Raw genomic sequence first — 20178 nt, forward strand, 5'->3', positions numbered from 1 at the left:
GCCCGAGCCGTTCCACCTCTACTCCATGCGCCAGGCCATCGAGGAGGGCTTCATCCTCGATGTGCTCAGGAACTACGTCACCTACAGCACCGCCTGGAAGCTCGCCCACCCCGAGGGTGAGGAGCAGGAGGTCGATTCCAGGAAGGCCTCGCGCACCCTGGCCAAGTGGGTGCGCCTGCACCCCTACAACATCGCCCAGCGGGTCGAGGTGATCGTCGAGCACTACCGCGACAACGTCCGCCACCTGCTCGACGGCCAGGCCAAGGCCATGGTGGTCACCGCCAGCCGCCAGGAGGCGGTGCGCTACCAACTGGCCATGCAGGGCTATATCAAGGAGCAGGGCTACGACGACGTGCACCCCATGGTGGCCTTCTCCGGCAGCGTGCCGCCGGACGAGGTGATCCCCGAGGAGGTGACCGAGACCAGCCGCCTGCTCAACCCCGGGCTGAAGGGACGCGGCCTGGCTGAGGCGTTCGACACCACCGACTTCAACGTGATGATCGCCGCCAACAAGTTCCAGACCGGCTTCGACCAGCCCAAGCTGTGCGCCATGTACGTGGACAAGAAGCTCCAGGGCGTGGACTGCGTGCAGACCCTCTCGCGGCTCAACCGGCTGTTCCCCGGCAAGCAGACCTTCATCCTCGATTTCTTCAATGACGAGCAGGAGATCCTCGACGCCTTCGCCCCCTATTACCGCAAGGCGGAGCTGGCCGACGTTTCCGATCCCCAGGTGGTCATTGATCTTCAGCGCAGCCTGGACGCCAGCGGCATCTACCACTGGCCCGAGGTGGAGGGCTTCGCCAAGGCCTTCTTCGACCCCAAGGCCCCGGCGTCGAGCCTCAGCTACCACTGCCGCCCCGGCCAGGACCGCTTCAAGCACCGCTACCAGGCGATCCTCGAGCAGCTGCAGACCTGGAAGGAAGCCCGCCAGATCGCAGAGGGCAACGGTGACGACAAGGGCCTGAAGCGCGCCGAGCAGGAGCTCAAGGAGGCCGGCACCACCCGCGACGAGCTCGACCTGTTCCGCAAGAACCTGCAGAGCTTCGTGCGCGCCTACGAGTTCCTGTCCCAGATCGTCACCTTCGACGACTCCGAGCTAGAGCAGCTCTGCGTCTACGCCCGCCACCTCTACCCGCTGCTGCGCACCGACCGGCTGCTGGAGGAGGAGGCCATCGACGTCAGCGAGCTGGAGCTGACCCACTACCGCCTCACCAAGCGCGAGGAGAAGCGCCTGCAGCTCGAGGAGGCCGATGGCGACTACGGCCTCAAGCCGGTCAGTGACGTGGGCTCAGGGAAGCCCTTTGATCCCGAGAAGCAGCGCCTGGCCGAGATCATCGACCGGCTCAACGACCTCTACGGCGCCGAGGTCAGCGACGACGACAAGCTGCACTTCGCCAACGGCATTGCCGACCGCATCGAACGCGACGAAGCGGTAATGGCCCAGGTGCGCAGCCACGGCGAAGACCAGGTGATGCACGGCCTCTTCCCCAAGAAGGTCACCGACGCCGTACTCGACGCCCTCAGCGACCACGAGAAGCTCAGTATGCCGCTGCTGGAGGACGAGGAGACGGGAAGGCAGTTTGCACTGTTGATATTGAAGTTGTTGGCGGGGAGGGAACACTCCCGCTCTGGTCGGGCCGGGGAAAAACCATAGGGGCCTGGCTGCAGTGTCCCGGCCAGCCTCTCCCCCTGAATCATTACCGTGATTGGACAACGCGGGCGGATCACGGAGCAGAGGAGCAGGTAAGTGGACAATGGCAGATGCCCCCTTCCTTCCTGTAGCTTTTAGGCTACAATGCTCGCGATGATGGAGCTGACGCACTACCTCACCGCTGACGGCCACGACCCCTTCCAGGCCTGGCTGGACGCCACCAAGGCCAAGGATCGTCAGGCTGCCATGCGGGTGCTGACCCGCCTGAACCGTTTGGCTGCTGGCAACCCCGGCGATGCCAAGGCCGTTGGCGATGGAGTGCTGGAGCTGCGAATCGACTATGGCCCTGGTTACCGCGTGTATTACGCCAAGGTGGGCAGACGCCTCGTGATGTTGTTGATCGGGGGAACCAAGAAGCGCCAGCAAGCTGACATCGAGCAGGCCAAGGCGTTTCTGGAGGACCACCGAAGGAGAGCACGGACATGAAAAGCCACGATGCCTCTGTGATCGAGATGCTGCGTGATGACCCCGACATGGCGCTCGACTACCTGCGCACCGCCTTCGACGAGCTGGACGAGGAGGGCGGGGAATCTGCCTTCCTGATGGCCCTGCGTCATGTCGTGGAGGCCCAGGGCGGGATGGCGGCTGTAGCCGAGCGGGCCAAGGTGTCGCGCGAGAGCCTCTACCGGGCATTGTCACCCAAGGGGAACCCGACCTTGCGCACCATGACCGCCGTCATCAAGGCGACCGGGATCAACTTCCACGATCTGACGCATCGCGCCTCCTGAAGGTTGGTGCAGGGCGGGGTCCCTCCACGGGATGCGACGCCCCGGCTGATGCCCACCGACGACAAGAATCGAGCTGCCTCCCCCCTGACTCAGCGCAGCTGGCCTGCGATGCCGCGGTGCGGCGCTATCGCGTCCGCAGGTCCACACCTAGCCATGTCAGAGGAGATATGCAGGCCATGCCTCGGCGCACTCGCCCCGATCCCAGCACCGCCATGCATCACCTGATCCAGGAGATCCGGGTGCAGGTTCCGTTCGACACCCCCGAGGCGAGCCTCTGTCGGGGGCCCTGCAAGGGTTGCTCCAAGAAGCTGCTGGAGTTCCTCGATACCGAACTCGAGGAGTGGGAAGGTCGACTCGAGGACGGTGAGGTGCCTCGCTTCGGTGATCTCAAGCGCCTGGAGAAGTTGGCCACCAAGGTGATGGCGGCGTTGCGCAAGAACGGCTTGGTCGCTTGAACGTCAGCCGAGACACGGGTTGGCTCGGGGGAGGAAGCTTTTCCCGAATCGGGCGCGATGCTGCCCCGGCGTCAGTCCCGTGTGCTTGATGAACATCTTGCGAAAGGCGCTGGTGTCTTCGTAGCCCACGGCCAGGGCGACCTGTTCCACGCTGTCTCGGCGGTTCTCCAGCAGTTCCCTGGCGCGCTGCAGCCGCAGCTGCTGCAGGTACTCGCCGGGGCCGAATCCGGTAGCCTGGCGAAAGCGGCGCATCAGGGTGCGCTCGCCCAGGCCCGCGGCGGCGGCCATCTCGGCGGTGGTCTGGCGGCGGGTGAAATGCGTGTGCAGGTGGTGCTGGAGCCGCAGGATCGCCCGGTCGCCGTGGGCCATCTCGGGGGTGAAGGCGCGGTAGTAGCGCTGCTGGCGCTCGCCGGTATCGATGACCAGGAAGCGGCCCAGCGCCTGCACCACGGAGGGCGGCACGTGGCGTGCGACCAGGTGCAGGCCGAGGTCCATCCAGGCCATGACGCCGCCTGCCGTCACCAGGTCGGCCTCCGGCACCAGCAACGCATCGGTATCCAGGGCGAGGTGGGGGTAGTGGGCCCGGAACTCTGCCTCGAGCTGCCAGTGGGTGGTGGCCCGGCGCCCCTCGAGCAGGCCGGCCTGGGCCAGCAGGAAGGCGCCCGCGCAGACGGAGCACACCACCGTGCCAGCGGCGTGCCAATCCCGCAGCGTCCGGCAGAGCTCGGGCTGGGCGCTCAGGTAGGCGTCACCCTCCAGGATCGGCGGCACGATGGCGATCTCGGGGCGCGCGGTGGGCGTGCTCGCTCACTTCCGCGAGCAGTCTCTGCCCATCGTGCACATTCGCCACGAGTTCCCCTCCGACGAGGCGCCGTTCTTCGTGCCCGGCAGCGAGGGGGCGCGCATTCACGCCTCCATGGCGCCGCGGGAATCCGCCGGCGAGGCGGTGATCCTCAAGAACAGCGTCAACGCCTTCCTGAATACCAGTCTGCATGAGCACCTGCAGGAGCAGGGCATCGAGCAGCTGGTGGTCGTCGGGGCCATGAGCCACATGTGCATCGATGCCGCCACCCGTGCCGCCGCCGACCTGGGCTATGGGGTCACGGTGCTGCAGGATGCCTGCGCCACCCACGACCAGGTGTTCAACGGCGAGACGGTGCCGGCCGCCCAGGTGCACGCGGCCTTCATGGCCGGGCTCGGCTTCGCCTATGCCGAAGTCACCGATACCGCCGCCTGGCTCAAGCAGCAGGACTGATCGCCCCCGGTTTCTTGCCGATTGCCCCTCAGGCCAGGTCGAAGAGCAGGATTTCCGCGTCCTTCACCCCTACCGCGTCGATGGGCTCCCCCGGCTCGAAGGCGGCGGCATCGCCGGCCGAGAGTCGCTGCCCGTTGACCTCTGCCTCGCCAAGTGCCACCTGCAGCCAGGCGTGGCGCACCGCGGGGATCGGTGCCCGCTCGCCGGCAGCGAACCGTCCGACGTAGAGGTTGACGTCCTGGTTGACGCTCACCGAGCCATCGCGCCCCTCCTGGGACACCACCAGCTGCCAATGCCCCTGGCGCTGCTCGGCGGGGAAGGCCTTCTGTTCGTAGCCAGGGGGAATGCCGCGCTGCATCGGCTCGATCCAGATCTGCAGGAAGTGCAGCTCCTTGTCGGGGGCGTTGTTGAATTCGCTATGTATCACCCCGGTACCGGCCGACATGCGCTGCACGTCCCCCGGGCGCATGATCGCCCCGTTGCCCATGCTGTCCTTGTGGGCCATCTCGCCTTCCAGCACGTAGGAGAGGATCTCCATATCCCGGTGGGGGTGGGTGCCGAAGCCCTGTCCGCCCTGAACGTGATCCTCGTTGATCACGCGCAGCTTGCGAAAGCCCATGTGGGCCGGGTCGAAGTAGTCGGCAAACGAGAAGGTGTGGCGAGATTTCAGCCAGCCGTGGTCGGCGTAGCCGCGCTCGTTGGCATGACGAATGATCATTGGAATCTCACTCCATGGGGCTGCCGGCAGGGGGCCTTGGCTCCCCTTCACGGCATGGTGGTGCTGGGGTGCGTCAGGACAGCGGGTCCAGTTCGGGCATTGCCCCGGGAGCCTTCATCCTGCTCCCCTGGCCAGCGGTGTGATGGCCTCCACCATGGCCTGGCCGAAGGGGCCTTCGAAGGGGAAGTGTACCGGCAGGATCACTGCCAGGGGGCCTCCCTGGTGTCGGGTGACGGGTATCCGTCGGGGGGCTCAGGTGAAGTCGGGGTCGCTGGTTCTGACGATCAGGTCGCTCTCCTCGCCGGGCAGGGTCACGGAGAACTCGCCGGCACCGAGGTAGGTCACCGGGTGCCCCTCTCGGGTGCGCAGGGCGGGCTCGCCGCTGACCGGGCCGGCGGGGGTGAGTTCGCCGAGCTCCTTCACGCTGACCAGGATGTCGATCATCACCTCCCGACCCTGGTCATCGAAGGCCATGATGGTGCGTTCGTGTTCGCTCATGTAGTGGCTCCGTTGGCGGGTGTCCTGCTTGAAGTATCGGCGCTTCAGGCGGGAGAGGCGAGGGCTCGAACGCCGCGGGGCCTGCGGTAATGCAGGCCCCGGTGGTGTGGGAGACGCGTGAGTCGGTTACAGCCGGCTGGCCACCGCGTCGAGGAAGCCGTTCATGTCGACCAGGGTCTCGCTTGCCGGGTCGTTGGTCTTGCCCTTGAGGTCGCCGGTGATGATGCCGGCGCCCACGGTGTCGATCAACGCCGCCTTGAGGGCGTGGGCGTAGTCGACCAGGGCGTCGTTGGCCTCGCGCTCGCCCAGGGTCTCCAGGGCGTTAGCCACGGCGAACAGCAGGGCGGAAGAGTTGAAGTGCGCCTGCTTGCCGTCGGTCTCCAGGTAGGTGAGGTAGAGATCGTGGGCGGTGCCGTGGGGCGCCTCGAACAGCATGGTGCCGTCCTTGCTCTCGATGATCGAGCTGGCGGTGGCCAGGCTGCCGCCCAGCGCGGCGGAGATGTCCGAGAAGATGTCGCCGTCCAGGTTCTGCGCCGGGTAGAGGGCGTTGCGGGGCGGGTCGGTGATCATCTTGATGAGTTGGCTGGAGGGCCGCATGATCATGAACGACGGCGGCGGCGTGCCGGTCTCGGCGAGCTCGCGGCGCACGTCGGTGATCGCCGTGCTGAACACCTCGTCGTACTCCATGTACTCGCGCTTGAGGCCGAAGTAGACCTCCTTGCCCTTGCGCGAGGCGTCGCGGAAGACCTGAAGGACCCAGTCCTTGATCGCCGCCTGGTCGTTGGACATCAGCAGGATGGCGTCACCCTTCCTGACTCGCCGTGCGTGCTTCTCCTCGCCGTCGACGATCACCTTGAGGATGCCGTCTTCCAGGGCGGGCGCGTTGAAGCTGCCGTACTGGTCGCCGCCGCCGGCACTCATGCGCGAGATGGAGACCTGGGCCTTGCGGTCGGGAATGCCGTAGCGTTTGAGCTCCTCCACCAGCTTGTAGAGCTTGCGGCCGGTGGTGTTGTCCGGCACGCCCCACAGGGCGCGCTCCGGCGGATTGGCGACGATGCGTGCGGCCTGGGCGTCGATCAGTTCGTAGTGATAGGAGAGCCCCAGTGCTTCGACCTGCTCGCGGTAGTCGCTCTCGAAGATCTCCTCGATGGCGGCCCGCATCACGCCGTCGTAGCCGGCGATGACGGTGTCCTTGAGGCCCAGGTAGATGTCGCGCTTCTCGCCGATGGCGCGCTGGAAGAAGCGGTGGGCCCAGGCCTTCACGTCTTCCGCATCGTTGGTGGCCAGCAGCCAGGGGTCGCCCTTGTTGACCTCGCGGCGGTGCAGCTCGACCGGGTCGCCGCTCTCGCCCACGAACATCAGCTTGACCACGCCGGTGGCCCGGGAGAGCTCGTTGAAGCTGTCCTTGATGCCGCCGGTCTCCATGGTGTCGACCTCGATGTCGCGGCCGATCCACTCCGGGCGCGAGACCTTGAGGTTGCGAAACTCGATGTCCTCGCGGGTGATGTTGCCGCCGATGCCCTTGCGGATGGCGCCGTTGGGCGACTTGGTGGCCAGCGGGTGCAGGCGGGTGGCGTCGATCTCGGGGTGCTTGGCGAGCATCTCGCCGAGCTGGGTTCGGTTGACCGTCATGCCCGCATTCTTGATGCCCACGCCGTGCTGCCTGAGCGCCTCGATGGCGTCGACGATGACCTGGCCGTTGGTGACCAGGCGATTCTCGGCCGATAGGTCGATCTCCACCAGCGGCATCTCCAGTCGGGAGGTCACGAAGGTGTCGAGGATCTTCTCGAAGGCTACCTGGGCCATCTCGTCGCCGTGGAGGATGACGAGAGGGGTGTCGACGCGAATCTTCTGGGTCATGCCGGTTCCCTGTTCATGGTGATCGATGGGTGATGATCGTTACGATGTTTCGGTGGCTAACATGTTACTCCTGCCTCTTTGAGGGCGCTACGCGCAGAAAGCAGTAGGGCGGGGTCGGCGGCGCTGGGCTAACCCGGGGTGCGGGTGGACCAGCGCTCGTCGGGATGCACCTCGTTGGCCGGCAGCACCGGGTCGTAGCCCTCGGCGCGCAGCGCCTCGATCACCTCGCGGGTATGGTCGCTGCCCAGGGTTTCCAGGGTGGCCTCGACCTCGGTGGCGCGCAGCGAGAGGTCGGTGAAGGTGCGCTGGTGGGCGATCTGGATCACGTTGGCGCGCTGGTCGGCCAGCAGCCGGGTCAGCTCGGCGAGTGCCCCCGGCACATCGGGAATCGCCACCCGCACCCGCACGATGCGGGCGGTGCGCACCAGGCCGCGCTGGATCACCGAGGCGAGCGCCAGCATGTCGATGTTGCCGCCGCACAGGATCAGCCCCACCTTGCGACCGCGGTAGCGCTCGGGATCGGCGAGCACCGCGGCCAGGCCTGCGGCGCCGGCACCCTCGGCCACCGTCTTCTCGATCTCCAGCAGCAGCAGGATGGCGCGCTCGATCTCGGGTTCGTCCACCAGCACGATGTCGCTCACCCGCTCGCGCACGATGGGCAGGGTCAGTCGGCCGGGCTGCTTGACGGCGATGCCCTCGGCCAGGGTGGCGTGGCCGCAGTGGATCGGCTCGCCGGCCAGGGCCTGCTTCATGGCGGGGAAGCGCGTGGTCTGCACGCCGATCACCTCGATGCCCGGCTTGAGCTCGGTGGCGGCGATGGCGTTGCCTGCGATCAGCCCGCCGCCGCCGATGGGGATCACCAGGGTGTCGAGGTCGGGGGCTTCCTCGAGCATCTCGAGGGCGATGGTGCCCTGCCCGGCGATGATGCGCTCGTCGTCGTAGGGATGGACGAACACCAGGTCATGCGCTTCGGCCAGGCGTCGCGCCACCTCGCCCGCCTCGGCGACACCTTCCCCCTCCAGGTGCACCTCGGCGCCCAGTTCGCGGGTGTTGCGCACCTTGAGGTTGGGGGTATGGCGGGGCATGACGATGGTGGCCCGGATGCCGAGCCGTGAGGCGTGGTAGGCCACCGCCTGGGCGTGATTGCCGGCGGACATGGCGATCACCCCGCGGGCGCGCTCCGCCGCGCTGAGGCTGAGCAGGTGGTTCAGCGCCCCGCGCTCCTTGAAGGCGGCGGTAAACTGGTGGTTCTCGAACTTGATATAGAGCTCGCAGCCGGTGATGCGCGACAGGGTGTGGGAGTGCAGGCAGGGGGTGCGCTCGACGCTTCCGGCGATGCGGGCGGCGGCGGCGCGGATATCCTCGAGGGTGACACTCATGACGGGGCGGCTCCGGTGTTCCAGGTGTGGCTGTCATGATGCGTCGTTGCCCGGCTGCTGACAAAGCTGATGGTGGCTCCACTGATGGCGATCGGCAGGGTGAGACCTCCTGCCTGATTGTCATCCGCGAGAGACTGTCACTTCATTGCGTTATCCTGTCGCGTCGATCCGGGGACGCCGGGTTGGCGCTTTTTCGATCTGCGTGGAGATTCCCCTATGTCGACGCCCTTGCCCCATCGGATTCCCTTCGGTGAGGCCGTGCGCGTCTGGCTGCGCATCGCCCTGCTGAGCTTCGGTGGGCCCGCCGGGCAGATCGCCGTCATGCACCGCATCCTCGTCGAGGAGAAGCGCTGGATCGGCGAGAAACGGTTCCTGCACGCGCTCAACTACTGCATGCTGCTGCCCGGACCCGAAGCCCAGCAGCTGGCGATCTACATCGGCTGGTTGATGCATCGCACCAAAGGTGGGCTGGTGGCCGGCAGCCTCTTCGTGCTGCCCGGATTCCTGGCGATCCTGGTGCTGAGCGTTCTCTATGCGCTCCTGGGTAACGTGGGCGTCGTCGAAGGGCTGTTCTTCGGCCTCAAGGCCGCGGTGCTGGCCGTCGTGCTCAACGCCGTGGTGCGCATCGGCAAACGCGCCCTCAGGAACCGCGTCATGCTGGGCCTGGCGGCGGCGGCCTTCGTCGCCATCTTCTTTCTGGATATCGCCTTTCCGCTGATCATCCTGTCGGCGGCGCTGATCGGCTACTGGGGTGGCCGCCAGGGGATCGCGGCCTTCCGGGTCGGTGGTGGCCATGGGGCCGACAAGGGCTCGGGTCTGGCCGACCGCGACTCGCTGCTTGGTGAGGGATTGCCGGCCCATGCGCGCCCTGATCCCGGCTGGTCGCTGCGCATCGCGGTGATCTTCCTGCTGCTGTGGCTGACCCCGGTGGTCCTGTTGATCCTGGCCCTGGGGGGCGACCACGTCTTCAGCCAGATCGCCACCTTCTTCAGCAAGATGGCCGTGGTCACCTTCGGTGGCGCCTACGCCGTGCTCAGCTATGTGGCCCAGGAGGCGGTGCAGCAGTACGGCTGGCTGGCGCCGGGGGAAATGCTCGACGGCCTGGGCATGGCGGAGACCACGCCGGGGCCGCTCATCCAGGTGGTGCAGTTCGTCGGTTTCATGGGCGCCTACCGCGAGGCGGTCGGGCTCGACCCCCTGCTGGCGGCGATCCTGGCCGCCGTGTTGACCACCTGGGTGACCTTCCTTCCCTGCTTCCTGTGGATCTTCCTCGGGGCGCCCTACATGGAACGCCTGCGTGACAACCTGGCCCTGAGCGGTGCCATGGCGGCGATCACCGCCGCGGTGGTCGGGGTGATCCTCAACCTGGCGGTATGGTTCGGGCTGCATGTGATCTTCGCCGAGATCCTCGAGTGGCGCGGTTTCGGCATCCGCCTGCTTTTGCCCGATGTCACCACGCTGGATCTCTTCGCCCTGCTGCTGTCGGCCGGGGCGCTGCTGGCGATCTTCCGGTTCAAGGTCGACATGCTCAAGGTACTGGGCGGCTGTGCCCTGCTGGGCATGTTGGTCTCGTTCTTCTGAATTCGTCCACGGCAGCCGGCCAGGGGAGACGCAGCGGTGATCGCCGAGGCGGGGCGGCGCACCGTCGACCAGAGTGGCCGATGAGGTAACATGGCATTCCGGTCACGACGACAGAGGTAGTTCGCGGTGAACGACAACCCTTCCCATGACAGAGCGGCGGAGTGGCCGCTGGACAGCGTGGTGGCGGAACTGCGCCAGGTACGCCATGAGTGGCGAAAACAGCAGGGGCGGGAGCGCGACCTGGGCAGCCGGGAGCTCCCTGCGCTTCATGCCGTCCATGAGGTGGTCGACGACCTCTGCGGCATCCTCTTCCCGATGCGCCTGGGGCCCTCCGATTTGAGCAAGGAGAGCGAGGACTACTACGTGGGTCATCGGCTGGGGCATGCCCTCACGATGCTTCACGGACAGGTAATGCTGGAGCTCAACTATCGGGGCCAGGGAGTTTCTCAGGCTGACCACGATCGCGACGCGCGCCAACGGGTCCGCGCGTTCGCGCTGTTGCTTCCTGAACTGCGCCGTCAACTGGACCAGGACGTGGTCGCGGCCTACCGCGGCGATCCGGCCGCCACCTGCGTCGACGAGATCCTGCTCTGCTATCCGGGGATCTTCGCGGTGATTCACCATCGCATCGCCAGTGTCTTCTATCGGTCGGGATTGCCGATCATCGCCCGTATCGTGTCGGAGAAGGCCCACTCGGTGACCGGGATCGATATCCACCCCGGTGCCACCATTGGCCGCCAGTTCTTCATCGATCACGGCACCGGTGTCGTGATCGGCGAGACCGCGGTGATCGGTGATCGTGTGCGGCTCTATCAGGCCGTGACGCTGGGGGCGGTCAGGTTCAGCGAGGACGACGCAGGAGGATTGAAAAAGGGCGAGGCACGTCACCCCATCGTCGAGGACGACGTGGTCATCTACGCCGGTGCCACGGTGCTGGGCCGCATCACCATTGGCCGGGGTTCGACCATCGGCGGCAACGTCTGGCTCACCCGCAGCGTGCCGCCCGGCAGCAACATCACCCAGGCGACGCTGCGGCAGACCCGCTGAGTGGGCTCCTCTCGGCATGAGTCGGGTGCCGGCGTGCAGTCAGCCGATGGCGACTCGCGAGGCGGGCAGAAACATCCGGCTGTGGGTCGGCGTGTCAGGACAGGTGCCGGGCCAGGGCGAACACGTGGGGGTCGTCCACCTCGAGTTCGCGCAGCGCCTCGGCCAGGTTGAGCAGGTAGTCGCGGTTGGGGCCGCTGGGCCCCTGGGCGTGGGCGATCTGTGCGGCGATGGCGTCCAGCGGGGCGTCGCCGAGGAAGGCGGCGTTCTCCTTGGTGGCCAGATAGATCAGCCCCTCGGCGCTGTCGCCGTCGTTGAAGTGCAGCGCCACCACTTCGCGCAGGTAGCCGTTCTTCTCGCGCACATCCAGAGGGGCGAGCACCTCGGGGGTGATGCAGTAGGCCATGCCGTGGCAGACCGCCCCCGGGTCGCGCACCAGGGTGGCGACCCGTCCCGGGGCTTCCGGGGTGCCGCGATGGTCGTGGGAGCCCTGCCAGAAGCGTCGCGACCAGCCGTGGATAGAAGCCGGCCGCCTTTCCAGATAGGGGAAGTCCACCTTCCAGATCAGCGAGCCGTAGCCGAACAGCCAGATCTCGTCGTGGCCGTCGAAGTGGGTCATCTGGCGGTTGAGGGCGGTGGTGTCCAGGGCCATGGTCGTCGTGCAGCCGGTGGTGGAGGGAATTCCCCATGATGCGTCCCTGGGCGGAGAAAGTCGAAGGGCGATGCAGACGTGCGCGACGCGGTCATGCGGGTACGGTAGGCTGGCGGCCTGTTCACCATCTGCTGATGGAGTCCCTCTCATGACCGTGATGATTCTCGGCCTGTTGATCTTCCTGGGGGTGCACTCGGTGCGCATCGTCGCCGACGACTGGCGAACCGCCCAGATCAAGCGCCTGGGCGAGCTGCCCTGGAAGGCCGCCTACTCGGTGGTCTCGATCATCGGCCTGGCGCTGGCGATCTGGGGCTATGGCCAGATGCGTCTCGACCCCACCTGGGTGTGGTTCCCGCCGGTGGGGCTGCGGCATGCCGTGTCGCTGCTGATGATTCCCGCCTTCATCCTGCTGGTGGCCGCCTATGTGCCGGGCAACCACCTCAAGGTGAAGCTGGGTCATCCGATGATCATCGCCGTGAAGCTCTGGGCCTTCGCCCACCTGCTGGCTAACGGACGGCTGGGTGATATCGTCTTCTTCGGCGCCTTCCTGCTGTGGGCGGTGTTCGACTTCCGCTCCGCGCGTCGCCGTCCGGCGCCCGCGGCGCAGACCCCCAGCATGGCGCGCACCGCCATCACGGTGGTAGTCGGCCTGGTCGCCTACTACCTGTTCGCCTTCCACCTGCACGTCCTGGTCACCGGCGTGCCGGTGATGTGAGGGCGACTCAGGGGCTCCCCCACACGCGTTCCAGCACTTCCAGCGCTTCGGCGATCACCGCCTCCTGGCCGCGATCGCGGCGCCAGATGAAGCAGAGCGCACAGGGCAGGCGAATCCCCTCGGCCACGACCAGCCCGCGCTCCTGACGCTCGGCCATGGCCAGGGCGTCCCGGGCGAGGCTCAGTCCCACGCCGGCGCGCACCAGATCGAGCATGCAGGCCTCCTGGTCCACCTGGGCGACTCCGTTGGGGGCGAGGCCCAGCGGGTCGAGCACCCCATGCAGCAGCCGGTGGTGGACGGAGTCCGGCGGCGTGACGATCCACGGCAGCCGGGCCAGTCGCATCCAGTCGGCGCCAGCGAGGCGGCTGCCCCAGCCGGCCGGGGCGATCACATGGTAGTGGAAGTGGGTCAGCTCGCGGTGGGCGACCTCTGCGGCATTCCCGCCGGGCCCCTCGTCGGGCGGGGCGAGGAAGAAGCCGACGTCCAGTTCGCCGCGACGCACCCGCTCCAGCACGCTGCCGCTCATGCCGTGGGAGAGCTCGGTCTCGAGCTGCGGGGCGCGCTCCACCAGGCGGTGCAGGAAGGCCCCCAGGCGGATGAACTCCGGGTCGACGATGGTGCCGATCTTCAGGCGTCCGCGCAGGGTGCTGTGCAGGGCCCTGGCGCTCTGGTCGAAGGCGGCCACCGCGGCCAGAGCCTTCTCGGCGGCGGGCAGCAGCGCCTGGCCATCCTCGGTGAGATCGAGCCCCTGGGGACGGCGGCGGAAGAGTGTCAGCTCCAGCCCCTCCTGCAGCCGCTTTAGCTTGAGGCTCACCGCCGGCTGGGTCAGGTGCAGGCGCTCGGCGGCGCGGGAGACGCTGCCTTCGCGGGCTACGGTGACGAAGGCGCGCAGGGTCTGGAGGTCCTGCATGGGGATTGCCTCGCGGAGCCGTGTTATCAGCTCAGGTTATATCGTGATTTAGAATTACTCAATTGATCCTGATGGGGATCGCGCTAGTGTGGTGAATCACCATCGTGCGCCTGCCCTGACGAAATCATCGAATGGCGCGCTCCCGGACCGCAGCAAGCGATAACCAGTCGAGGCCGACATGAACACCGCCAGCATCCCGCATTATATCAATGGGCAAATGACCGCCGGTCAATCCGGCCTGAGCCAGGACGTCTTCAATCCGGCCACCGGTCGGGTGACCGGTCAGGTGGCGCTGGCCAACGGCGCCGATGTGGCCACGGCGGTGGCTGCCGCCCAGGCCGCCTTCCCGGCCTGGGCCGATACGCCGCCTATCCGTCGCGCGCGGGTGATGTTCAAGTTCCTTCAGCTGCTCAATGAGCACAAGGATGAACTGGCCGAGGCGATTACCAAAGAGCACGGGAAGGTGTTCACCGACGCCCAGGGCGAGGTGGCCCGCGGCATCGATATCGTCGAGTTCGCCTGCGGCATCCCGCAGCTGCTCAAGGGCGACTACACCGAGCAGGTCGGCACCGGCATCGACAACTGGACGATGCGCCAGCCGCTCGGCGTGGTCGCCGGTATCACCCCCTTCAACTTCCCGGCCATGGTGCCGATGTGGATGTTCCCCGTGGCCATCGCCGCCGGCAACACCTTTATCCTCAAGCCGAGCCCGCTGGACCCCAGCGCCTCGCTGCTGATCGCCGACCTGCTCAAGCAGGCCGGGCTGCCCGACGGCGTCTTCAACGTGGTGCAGGGTGACAAGGAGAGCGTCGAGGCGCTGCTTGACCACCCCGACGTCAAGGCGCTGTCGTTCGTGGGCTCCACCCCCATCGCCAACCTGATCTACGAGCGTGGTGCTCGACACGGCAAGCGTGTCCAGGCCCTGGGTGGTGCCAAGAACCACATGGTGGTGATGCCCGATGCGGACCTCGACAAGGCCGTGGATGCGCTGATCGGTGCCGCCTACGGCTCTGCCGGAGAGCGTTGCATGGCGATCAGCGTGGCGGTGCTGGTGGGCGACGTGGCCGACCAGGTGGTGCCGCAGCTGGCCGAGCGGGCCCGCGCGCTCAAGGTCAAGAACGGCATGGAGCTCGACGCCGAGATGGGCCCGATCGTCACCGCCCAGGCTCATCAGCGCATCACCGGGTATATCGACAAGGGCGTGAGCGAGGGGGCCGAGCTGGTGGTGGACGGCCGCGACTTCGATGCGGCAAGCACCGGAGAGGGCTGCGCCGAGGGCTTCTGGATGGGCGGCACCCTGTTCGACCATGTCACCCCGGAGATGACCATTTACCGAGAGGAGATCTTCGGCCCGGTGCTGGTCTGCGTGCGCGTCCCCGACATCGCCACCGCCATCCAGCTGATCAACGACCACGAGTTCGGCAACGGCGTGAGCTGCTTCACCGAGAGCGGCAGCGTGGCCCGGGAGTTCGGCCGCCGCATCCAGGTGGGCATGGTGGGCATCAACGTACCGATCCCGGTGCCCATGGCCTGGCACGGCTTCGGCGGCTGGAAGCGCTCGCTGTTCGGCGATACCCATGCCTACGGCGAGGAGGGGGTGCGCTTCTACACCAAGCAGAAGTCGATCATGCAGCGCTGGTCCGACTCCATCCGCGGCGGCGCCGAGTTTGCCATGCCGACCCACAAGTAAGCGGGAGGTCGCACGCCATGGCACAACAACAATTCGACTATATCGTGGTGGGCGCCGGCACCGCCGGCTGCCTGCTGGCCAATCGCCTGAGCGCCGACCCGGCCAACCGGGTGCTGCTGATCGAGGCGGGCGGACGCGACAACTACCACTGGATCCACATTCCGGTGGGCTACCTCTATTGCATCAACAATCCGCGAACCGACTGGTGCTTTCGCACCGAGTCCGACCCCGGGCTCAACGGCCGCTCGCTGATCTACCCGCGGGGCAAGACCCTGGGCGGCTGCTCGAGCATCAACGGCATGCTCTATATCCGCGGCCAGGCCCGCGACTACGACGGCTGGGCCGAGCTCACCGGCGATGACGCCTGGCGCTGGGAGAACTGCCTGCCGGACTTCATGAAGCATGAGGATCACCATCGCCTGGATGCACCCGGCAAGGACGATCCCGCCCACGGTGACTTCCATGGCCACGGCGGCGAGTGGCGGGTCGAGAAGCAGCGCCTCAGCTGGCAGGTGCTCGATGACTTCGCTACCGCGGCCGTGGAGGCCGGCATCCCGCGCACCCAGGACTTCAACCGCGGCAACAACGAGGGCGTCGACTACTTCGAGGTCAACCAGCGCAAGGGCTGGCGCTGGAACACCGCCAAGGCCTTCCTGCGTGGGGTCGAGAAGCGCGACAACCTCACCCTGTGGCATTCCAGCCAGGTGCTGGGACTCGAGCTGCAACGAGCAGGCGAGGGTGGCCAGGGCGGAGAGCCACGCTGCACCGGCGTGCGGGTCGAGCGCGGCGGCAGGGAAGAGGTGGCCCTGGCGGCGCGCGAGGTCATCCTCTCCGCGGGGGCGATCGGCTCGCCGCAGCTGCTGCAGCTCTCGGGCATCGGCCCGGCGGATCTGCTCGGCGAGCACGACATCCCGGTGGCGGTGGACCTGCCCGGGGTGGGCGAGAACCTGCAGGACCACCTGCAGATCCGCTCGGTCTATCGCGTGAGCGGCGCGAATACGCTCAATACCATGGCGAATTCGCTGGTGGGCAAGGCGAAGATCGGCCTGGAGTATGCCCTCAAGCGCTCCGGTCCCATGAGCATGGCGCCCTCCCAGCTGTGCGCCTTCACCCGCAGCAGCGACGAGCATGTTCATCCCAACATCGAGTACCACGTCCAGCCGCTGAGCCTGGAGGCCTTCGGACAGCCCCTGCACGACTTCCCGGCGATCACCGCCAGCGTGTGCAACCTCAACCCCACCAGCCGCGGTACGGTGCGCATCAAGAGCGCCGACCCGCGCCATGCCCCCGCCATCTCCCCCAACTACCTGAGCACGCCGGAGGATCGCCAGGTGGCGGCAGACTCGCTGCGGGTCACGCGGCGCATCGCCGCGCAGCCCGCCTTCGGGAAGTACTCGCCTGAGGAGGTCAAGCCCGGCGTGGAGTACCAGAGCGACGATGACCTGGCCCGCCTGGCGGGCGATATCGGTACCACCATCTTCCATCCGGTGGGCACTACGAAGATGGGCCGCGACGACGACCCCATGGCGGTGGTGGATTCCCGGCTGCGGGTTCGCGGAGTGGCAGGGCTTCGGGTGGTGGATGCGGGTGTCATGCCCACCATCACCAGCGGCAACACCAACTCGCCGACCCTGATGATCGCCGAGAAGGCCTCGGCCTGGATCCTGGCGGGCGAGTGACTTTCCTGTCACCCACGGCAAATAGTGTTTGACCTGCGCCCGAGAAGGGCGCAGGATATGCGCAGTTGGTTAGCAAGTCGAACATCGCAAGTGGTCATCGAAACGCTCATGGCATCGATCTCCCGGTGAAAAGTTTCTTGTTCTACCCACTGTAACTCGGGTATTTCCCGGCAAATCAAAATGCTATTAGAGGAATTCGATAATGGCTACCGGTACCGTCAAGTGGTTCAACGACACCAAGGGCTTTGGCTTCATTTCTCCGGACGACAACGGTGACGACCTGTTCGCTCACTTCTCCGAGATCCAGGCCGACGGCTTCAAGACCCTGCAGGACGGCCAGAAGGTTTCCTTCGACGTCACCCAGGGCAAGAAAGGCCTCCAGGCTTCCAACATCAAGGTCATCGGCTGATCGCCATCTGACCCTGATGCGACTCCTCCGCTAACCCGGTCGAGTCAACGGAAAGGCCCGCCTCGCGCGGGCCTTTCTGCGTGGGCGCCATTTGCCGGGGGGGAGGGGGCAGGAGGGCTCAGGCGGGAATGGGAAGTCATTATGGCTTAATATGGAATAAGGGAATTTCCATAAAGAACTTTTTAGAATAATAGACTGGCGGCAGAATGGGATGCCTCACCCTCATCGGATGCCCGCCATGCCTCTGGACGCCTGGATCTCCCTCGCCGTCGTGATCGCCGTCTTTCCGCTGATGGCCTTCTCGCGGCTTGGTCCGGATATCGTCCTGCTGGGCGCGGTGATCCTGCTGCTGACCCTCGGCATCATCGAGCCTTCCCAGGCGCTGGGCGGCTTCTCGAGCACCGGGCTGTTCACCGTGGCCTTCATGTACGTGCTGGTCACCGCCATTCGCCAGACCGGTGGTATCGACCTGATCATCCGCCATGTGCTCGGCCGGCCTCGAAACGAGACCGTGGCACTGCTGCGCCTGCTGCTTCCAGTGGCCTCGCTGAGCGGCTTTCTCAACAACACCCCGGTGGTGGCCACCTACATTCCCGCGGTGCTGAGCTGGAGTCGTCGCGTGCGCGTGCCTGCCCGCCGCCTGCTGATGCCGCTCAGCTTCGCCTCCATTCTCGGTGGCACCATCACCCTGTTCGGCACCAGCACGAACCTGGTGGTGCACGGCCTGCTGGTGGATCGCTCGCCGGAGCTGGCCATGGGGCTCTTCGACCTCGCCTGGGTGGGCGTGCCGGTGGCGGTGATCGGTCTGGTCTATCTCATCCTGCTCGGCCCGCGGCTGTTGCCGGCGCGCCGCGGCGCCGCGGCGGCCTTCGAGAACCCCCGGGAATTCACCATCGAGATGGAGGTCGATCCGGCGGGGCCGCTGGTCAACCGCAGCGTGGAGGAGGCGGGGCTGCGCCACCTGCAGGAACTGTTCCTGGTGGAGATCGAGCGCGATGATAACGTGGTCAGCGTGGTCGGGCCCGGCGAGCGTCTCAAGGGCGGCGACCGGCTGGTGTTCGCCGGCACCAGCGAGGGCGCGGTGGAACTGCAGCAGGTGAGGGGTTTGATGCCCTCGCGCCACGGCGAGTCGAGCCTGGAGAAGGAGTTCAAGGAGCGACGCCTGGTCGAGGCGGTGGTCTCCAGCCAGTGCCAGTTTGTCGGCCAGCGCATCCGCGATGGCCATTTCCGGACCCTTTATGGCGCCGCCGTGCTGGCGGTGTGTCGCGGCGGCGAGCGGGTCGCCGGCAACCTCGGCCAGGTGCGCCTGCAGCCTGCCGATGTGCTGCTGCTCGAGGCGCGCCCCCCCTTCATCGAGCGTCATCGCCAGTCGCGGGACTTCCTGCTGATCAGCCAGCTCAACGGTGCCGCACGCCCCGTCCACGAGAAGGCCTGGCTGGCCTGGAGCATCCTGGCCGGCGTGGTGGCCCTGGCCAGCTTCGGGGTGATGAGCATGATGAATGCGGCCATGCTGGGGGCGGCCCTGGCGCTGCTGACCGGCTGCTGCTCGATCGGGGCGGCCAAGCGGGGGCTGGATACCCAGGTGCTGCTGACCATTGCCGCCTCCTTCGGCCTGGGGGCAGCGCTGGAGAGCTCCGGGGCCGCCGTGGCTCTGGCCGGTGGTGCCCTGGGGCTGGCCGATGGCAATCCCCTGCTGCTGCTGATCGGGGCCTACCTGCTGGTGGCGATGCTGACCGAGCTGGTCACCAACAATGCCGCCGCGGTGATCACCTTCCCGGTGGTGATGGCCAGCGCCGAGGCGCTCGGCGTCAGCCCCATGCCCTTCGTGGTGGCGGTGATGTTCGCCGCCTCGGCGAGCTTCCTGACCCCGATCGGCTATCAGACCAACCTGATGGTGCACGGGCCCGGCGGCTACCGCTTCGGCGACTTTCTGCGGGTGGGCGGGCTGCTCAACCTGATCACCGCGGCCGTGGCGCTCACGCTGATCCCGCTGGTCTGGCCCTTCTGAGCCTGCTGGTTCCCTTGATTCGTCCGAGGAGGCATCTCGCCGTCGAGGGGGCTTTGCGGTAGGGTGTCGAGTCTGATTTCCCCGACCAACGGAATCCCACCCCATGAGCCAACCCGGTGAGCTGATCATCGATCCGAAGGGCGCCAAGCCCGCCGATGCCTGTGTCTTCATCCTCCATGGCCTGGGCGCCGACGGCAGAGACTTCGAACCCCTGGTGCCGGCGCTCTCGCTGCCGGCGGACGCCAGCGTGCGCTTCATCCTGCCCCATGCGCCGCGCCTGCCGGTGACCATCAACGGCGGTATGGTGATGCCCGCCTGGTATGACATCCTCGAGATGAGCCTGGATCGCCGCGTCGACGAGCCCCAGCTGATGGCCTCGGCCGACCGAATCCAGGGCCTGGTGCGCGAGCAGATCGCCCATGGCATCGACAGCCGTCGCATCATCCTGGCCGGCTTCTCCCAGGGGGGGGCGGTGGCCTACCAGGCGGCGCTCTCCTTCGAACAGCCGCTGGGCGGACTGCTGGCGCTCTCCACCTACTTCGCCACCGCGGAGAGCATTGCGCTGGCCGAGGCCAATCGCGAGCTGCCCGTCGAGGTGCACCATGGCAGCTTCGACCCGGTGGTGCCCGAGGCGCTGGGCCGTGCCGGCTTCGAGCGGGTCAAGTCGCTGGGCTATCCGGCCCACTATCGCCAGTACCCCATGGCCCATGCGGTCTGTCCCCAGCAGGTCGCGGATATCGGCCACTGGCTGAGCCAGCGCCTGGCACGCTGAGCCCTTTCGGCAGGCTCTCCCCGGGCCACCCCCGCTCGCCCAGGGTCGCCTCGACACGATCGGGGCGGCTGGGCAGATTGATATGACGATATTCCGGCACGCCTTCAGGACAGA

The 20178-nt window shown here is 66.9% G+C and carries 19 protein-coding genes and 1 pseudogene; 13 read left to right on the top strand and 7 right to left on the bottom strand.

The genetic code is table 11. From position 1 onward, the window contains the following. From IBX53_RS08480 to IBX53_RS08495, 4 genes and pseudogenes are all read left to right on the top strand, one after another. A pseudogene (locus IBX53_RS08480) lies at window positions 1–1654 on the top strand (type I restriction endonuclease subunit R); the annotation flags it as partial. A gap of 150 nt (window positions 1655–1804) precedes the next feature. Further along, a complete protein-coding gene (locus IBX53_RS08485; protein ID WP_367171547.1) occupies window positions 1805–2137 on the top strand; it encodes a type II toxin-antitoxin system RelE/ParE family toxin in 333 nt (110 codons plus the stop codon). After that, entirely contained in the window at window positions 2134–2439 is a 306-nt protein-coding gene (locus IBX53_RS08490) for an addiction module antidote protein (RefSeq protein WP_290907924.1), read from the top strand. Before IBX53_RS08485 ends, IBX53_RS08490 begins: the two co-directional genes overlap by 4 nt. 176 nt (window positions 2440–2615) lie before the next feature. Then, complete coding sequence (locus IBX53_RS08495; RefSeq protein WP_290907926.1) at window positions 2616–2894, top strand: hypothetical protein; 279 nt, start codon at window positions 2616–2618, stop codon at window positions 2892–2894. 3 nt (window positions 2895–2897) lie between these two features. Here IBX53_RS08495 and IBX53_RS08500 read toward each other — a convergent pair whose 3' ends face one another. After that, on the bottom strand, window positions 2898–3665 hold the full coding sequence (locus IBX53_RS08500; protein WP_290907929.1) for a GlxA family transcriptional regulator: 768 nt from the start codon (window positions 3663–3665) through the stop codon (window positions 2898–2900). Window position 3666: 1 nt separating this feature from the next. Between IBX53_RS08500 and IBX53_RS08505 the strand changes: the two genes are divergently transcribed. Next, complete coding sequence (locus IBX53_RS08505; protein ID WP_290907931.1) at window positions 3667–4149, top strand: cysteine hydrolase family protein; 483 nt, start codon at window positions 3667–3669, stop codon at window positions 4147–4149. 28 nt (window positions 4150–4177) lie between these two features. Here IBX53_RS08505 and IBX53_RS08510 read toward each other — a convergent pair whose 3' ends face one another. The 4 genes from IBX53_RS08510 to IBX53_RS08525 all read right to left on the bottom strand — a co-directional run bounded on the left by IBX53_RS08510 (window position 4178) and on the right by IBX53_RS08525 (window position 8604). Continuing rightward, window positions 4178–4867 (bottom strand): pirin family protein, encoded by a 690-nt coding sequence (locus IBX53_RS08510; RefSeq protein WP_290907934.1) that lies wholly within the window; start codon window positions 4865–4867, stop codon window positions 4178–4180. Window positions 4868–5119: 252 nt separating this feature from the next. After that, window positions 5120–5365 (bottom strand): hypothetical protein, encoded by a 246-nt coding sequence (locus IBX53_RS08515; protein ID WP_290907938.1) that lies wholly within the window; start codon window positions 5363–5365, stop codon window positions 5120–5122. Window positions 5366–5491: 126 nt separating this feature from the next. Beyond that, the gene (locus IBX53_RS08520; RefSeq protein WP_290907940.1) at window positions 5492–7225 is read right to left on the bottom strand and encodes an isocitrate/isopropylmalate family dehydrogenase; all 1734 of its coding nucleotides are present in this window, start codon (window positions 7223–7225) and stop codon (window positions 5492–5494) included. Between the two features lie 128 nt (window positions 7226–7353). Continuing rightward, a complete protein-coding gene (locus IBX53_RS08525; protein ID WP_290907942.1) occupies window positions 7354–8604 on the bottom strand; it encodes a threonine ammonia-lyase in 1251 nt (416 codons plus the stop codon). A 216-nt stretch (window positions 8605–8820) separates the two neighbouring features. On the opposite strand from IBX53_RS08525, the gene chrA reads away from it, so the two are divergent. Next, on the top strand, window positions 8821–10185 hold the full coding sequence (gene chrA, locus IBX53_RS08530) for a chromate efflux transporter (protein WP_290907944.1): 1365 nt from the start codon (window positions 8821–8823) through the stop codon (window positions 10183–10185). Window positions 10186–10311: 126 nt separating this feature from the next. Then, complete coding sequence (gene epsC / locus IBX53_RS08535; protein ID WP_290907946.1) at window positions 10312–11232, top strand: serine O-acetyltransferase EpsC; 921 nt, start codon at window positions 10312–10314, stop codon at window positions 11230–11232. A 94-nt stretch (window positions 11233–11326) separates the two neighbouring features. Here epsC and IBX53_RS08540 read toward each other — a convergent pair whose 3' ends face one another. Beyond that, a complete protein-coding gene (locus tag IBX53_RS08540; RefSeq protein WP_290907949.1) occupies window positions 11327–11881 on the bottom strand; it encodes a gamma-glutamylcyclotransferase in 555 nt (184 codons plus the stop codon). 148 nt (window positions 11882–12029) lie between these two features. On the opposite strand from IBX53_RS08540, the gene IBX53_RS08545 reads away from it, so the two are divergent. After that, entirely contained in the window at window positions 12030–12596 is a 567-nt protein-coding gene (locus IBX53_RS08545) for an NnrU family protein (RefSeq protein WP_290907952.1), read from the top strand. A 7-nt stretch (window positions 12597–12603) separates the two neighbouring features. Here IBX53_RS08545 and IBX53_RS08550 read toward each other — a convergent pair whose 3' ends face one another. Beyond that, entirely contained in the window at window positions 12604–13506 is a 903-nt protein-coding gene (locus IBX53_RS08550; protein ID WP_290907955.1) for a LysR family transcriptional regulator, read from the bottom strand. A gap of 178 nt (window positions 13507–13684) precedes the next feature. On the opposite strand from IBX53_RS08550, the gene IBX53_RS08555 reads away from it, so the two are divergent. The 5 genes from IBX53_RS08555 to IBX53_RS08575 all read left to right on the top strand — a co-directional run bounded on the left by IBX53_RS08555 (window position 13685) and on the right by IBX53_RS08575 (window position 20064). Then, window positions 13685–15196: a CoA-acylating methylmalonate-semialdehyde dehydrogenase gene (locus IBX53_RS08555; protein ID WP_290907957.1), complete on the top strand. Its 1512-nt coding sequence runs from the start codon at window positions 13685–13687 to the stop codon at window positions 15194–15196. A 17-nt stretch (window positions 15197–15213) separates the two neighbouring features. After that, window positions 15214–16875: a GMC family oxidoreductase gene (locus tag IBX53_RS08560; RefSeq protein WP_290907959.1), complete on the top strand. Its 1662-nt coding sequence runs from the start codon at window positions 15214–15216 to the stop codon at window positions 16873–16875. 202 nt (window positions 16876–17077) lie between these two features. Further along, the gene (locus IBX53_RS08565; RefSeq protein WP_010629501.1) at window positions 17078–17284 is read left to right on the top strand and encodes a cold-shock protein; all 207 of its coding nucleotides are present in this window, start codon (window positions 17078–17080) and stop codon (window positions 17282–17284) included. Window positions 17285–17522: 238 nt separating this feature from the next. Continuing rightward, complete coding sequence (locus IBX53_RS08570; RefSeq protein WP_290907963.1) at window positions 17523–19292, top strand: SLC13 family permease; 1770 nt, start codon at window positions 17523–17525, stop codon at window positions 19290–19292. A gap of 103 nt (window positions 19293–19395) precedes the next feature. Beyond that, the gene (locus IBX53_RS08575) at window positions 19396–20064 is read left to right on the top strand and encodes an alpha/beta fold hydrolase (RefSeq protein ID WP_290907966.1); all 669 of its coding nucleotides are present in this window, start codon (window positions 19396–19398) and stop codon (window positions 20062–20064) included. Window positions 20065–20178 lie beyond the last annotated feature (114 nt).

It is taken from the genome of Halomonas sp., assembly GCF_014859505.1.
Classification (GTDB): domain Bacteria; phylum Pseudomonadota; class Gammaproteobacteria; order Pseudomonadales; family Halomonadaceae; genus Halomonas.

Excerpts from the sequence above, each read along its gene's own strand:
- IBX53_RS08525 (WP_290907942.1), bottom strand. The coding sequence starts at position 8,604 with ATGAGTGTCACCCTCGAGGATATCCGCGCCGCCGCCGCCCGCATCGCC.
- chrA (WP_290907944.1), top strand. The coding sequence starts at position 8,821 with ATGTCGACGCCCTTGCCCCATCGGATTCCCTTCGGTGAGGCCGTGCGC.
- IBX53_RS08490 (WP_290907924.1), top strand. The coding sequence starts at position 2,134 with ATGAAAAGCCACGATGCCTCTGTGATCGAGATGCTGCGTGATGACCCC.
- IBX53_RS08545 (WP_290907952.1), top strand. The coding sequence starts at position 12,030 with ATGACCGTGATGATTCTCGGCCTGTTGATCTTCCTGGGGGTGCACTCG.
- IBX53_RS08510 (WP_290907934.1), bottom strand. The coding sequence starts at position 4,867 with ATGATCATTCGTCATGCCAACGAGCGCGGCTACGCCGACCACGGCTGG.
- IBX53_RS08540 (WP_290907949.1), bottom strand. The coding sequence starts at position 11,881 with ATGGCCCTGGACACCACCGCCCTCAACCGCCAGATGACCCACTTCGAC.
- IBX53_RS08520 (WP_290907940.1), bottom strand. The coding sequence starts at position 7,225 with ATGACCCAGAAGATTCGCGTCGACACCCCTCTCGTCATCCTCCACGGC.
- IBX53_RS08495 (WP_290907926.1), top strand. The coding sequence starts at position 2,616 with ATGCCTCGGCGCACTCGCCCCGATCCCAGCACCGCCATGCATCACCTG.
- IBX53_RS08550 (WP_290907955.1), bottom strand. The coding sequence starts at position 13,506 with ATGCAGGACCTCCAGACCCTGCGCGCCTTCGTCACCGTAGCCCGCGAA.
- IBX53_RS08565 (WP_010629501.1), top strand. The coding sequence starts at position 17,078 with ATGGCTACCGGTACCGTCAAGTGGTTCAACGACACCAAGGGCTTTGGC.
- IBX53_RS08485 (WP_367171547.1), top strand. The coding sequence starts at position 1,805 with ATGATGGAGCTGACGCACTACCTCACCGCTGACGGCCACGACCCCTTC.
- IBX53_RS08505 (WP_290907931.1), top strand. The coding sequence starts at position 3,667 with ATGGCGATCTCGGGGCGCGCGGTGGGCGTGCTCGCTCACTTCCGCGAG.
- IBX53_RS08515 (WP_290907938.1), bottom strand. The coding sequence starts at position 5,365 with ATGAGCGAACACGAACGCACCATCATGGCCTTCGATGACCAGGGTCGG.
- IBX53_RS08570 (WP_290907963.1), top strand. The coding sequence starts at position 17,523 with ATGCCTCTGGACGCCTGGATCTCCCTCGCCGTCGTGATCGCCGTCTTT.
- IBX53_RS08560 (WP_290907959.1), top strand. The coding sequence starts at position 15,214 with ATGGCACAACAACAATTCGACTATATCGTGGTGGGCGCCGGCACCGCC.
- IBX53_RS08555 (WP_290907957.1), top strand. The coding sequence starts at position 13,685 with ATGAACACCGCCAGCATCCCGCATTATATCAATGGGCAAATGACCGCC.
- IBX53_RS08575 (WP_290907966.1), top strand. The coding sequence starts at position 19,396 with ATGAGCCAACCCGGTGAGCTGATCATCGATCCGAAGGGCGCCAAGCCC.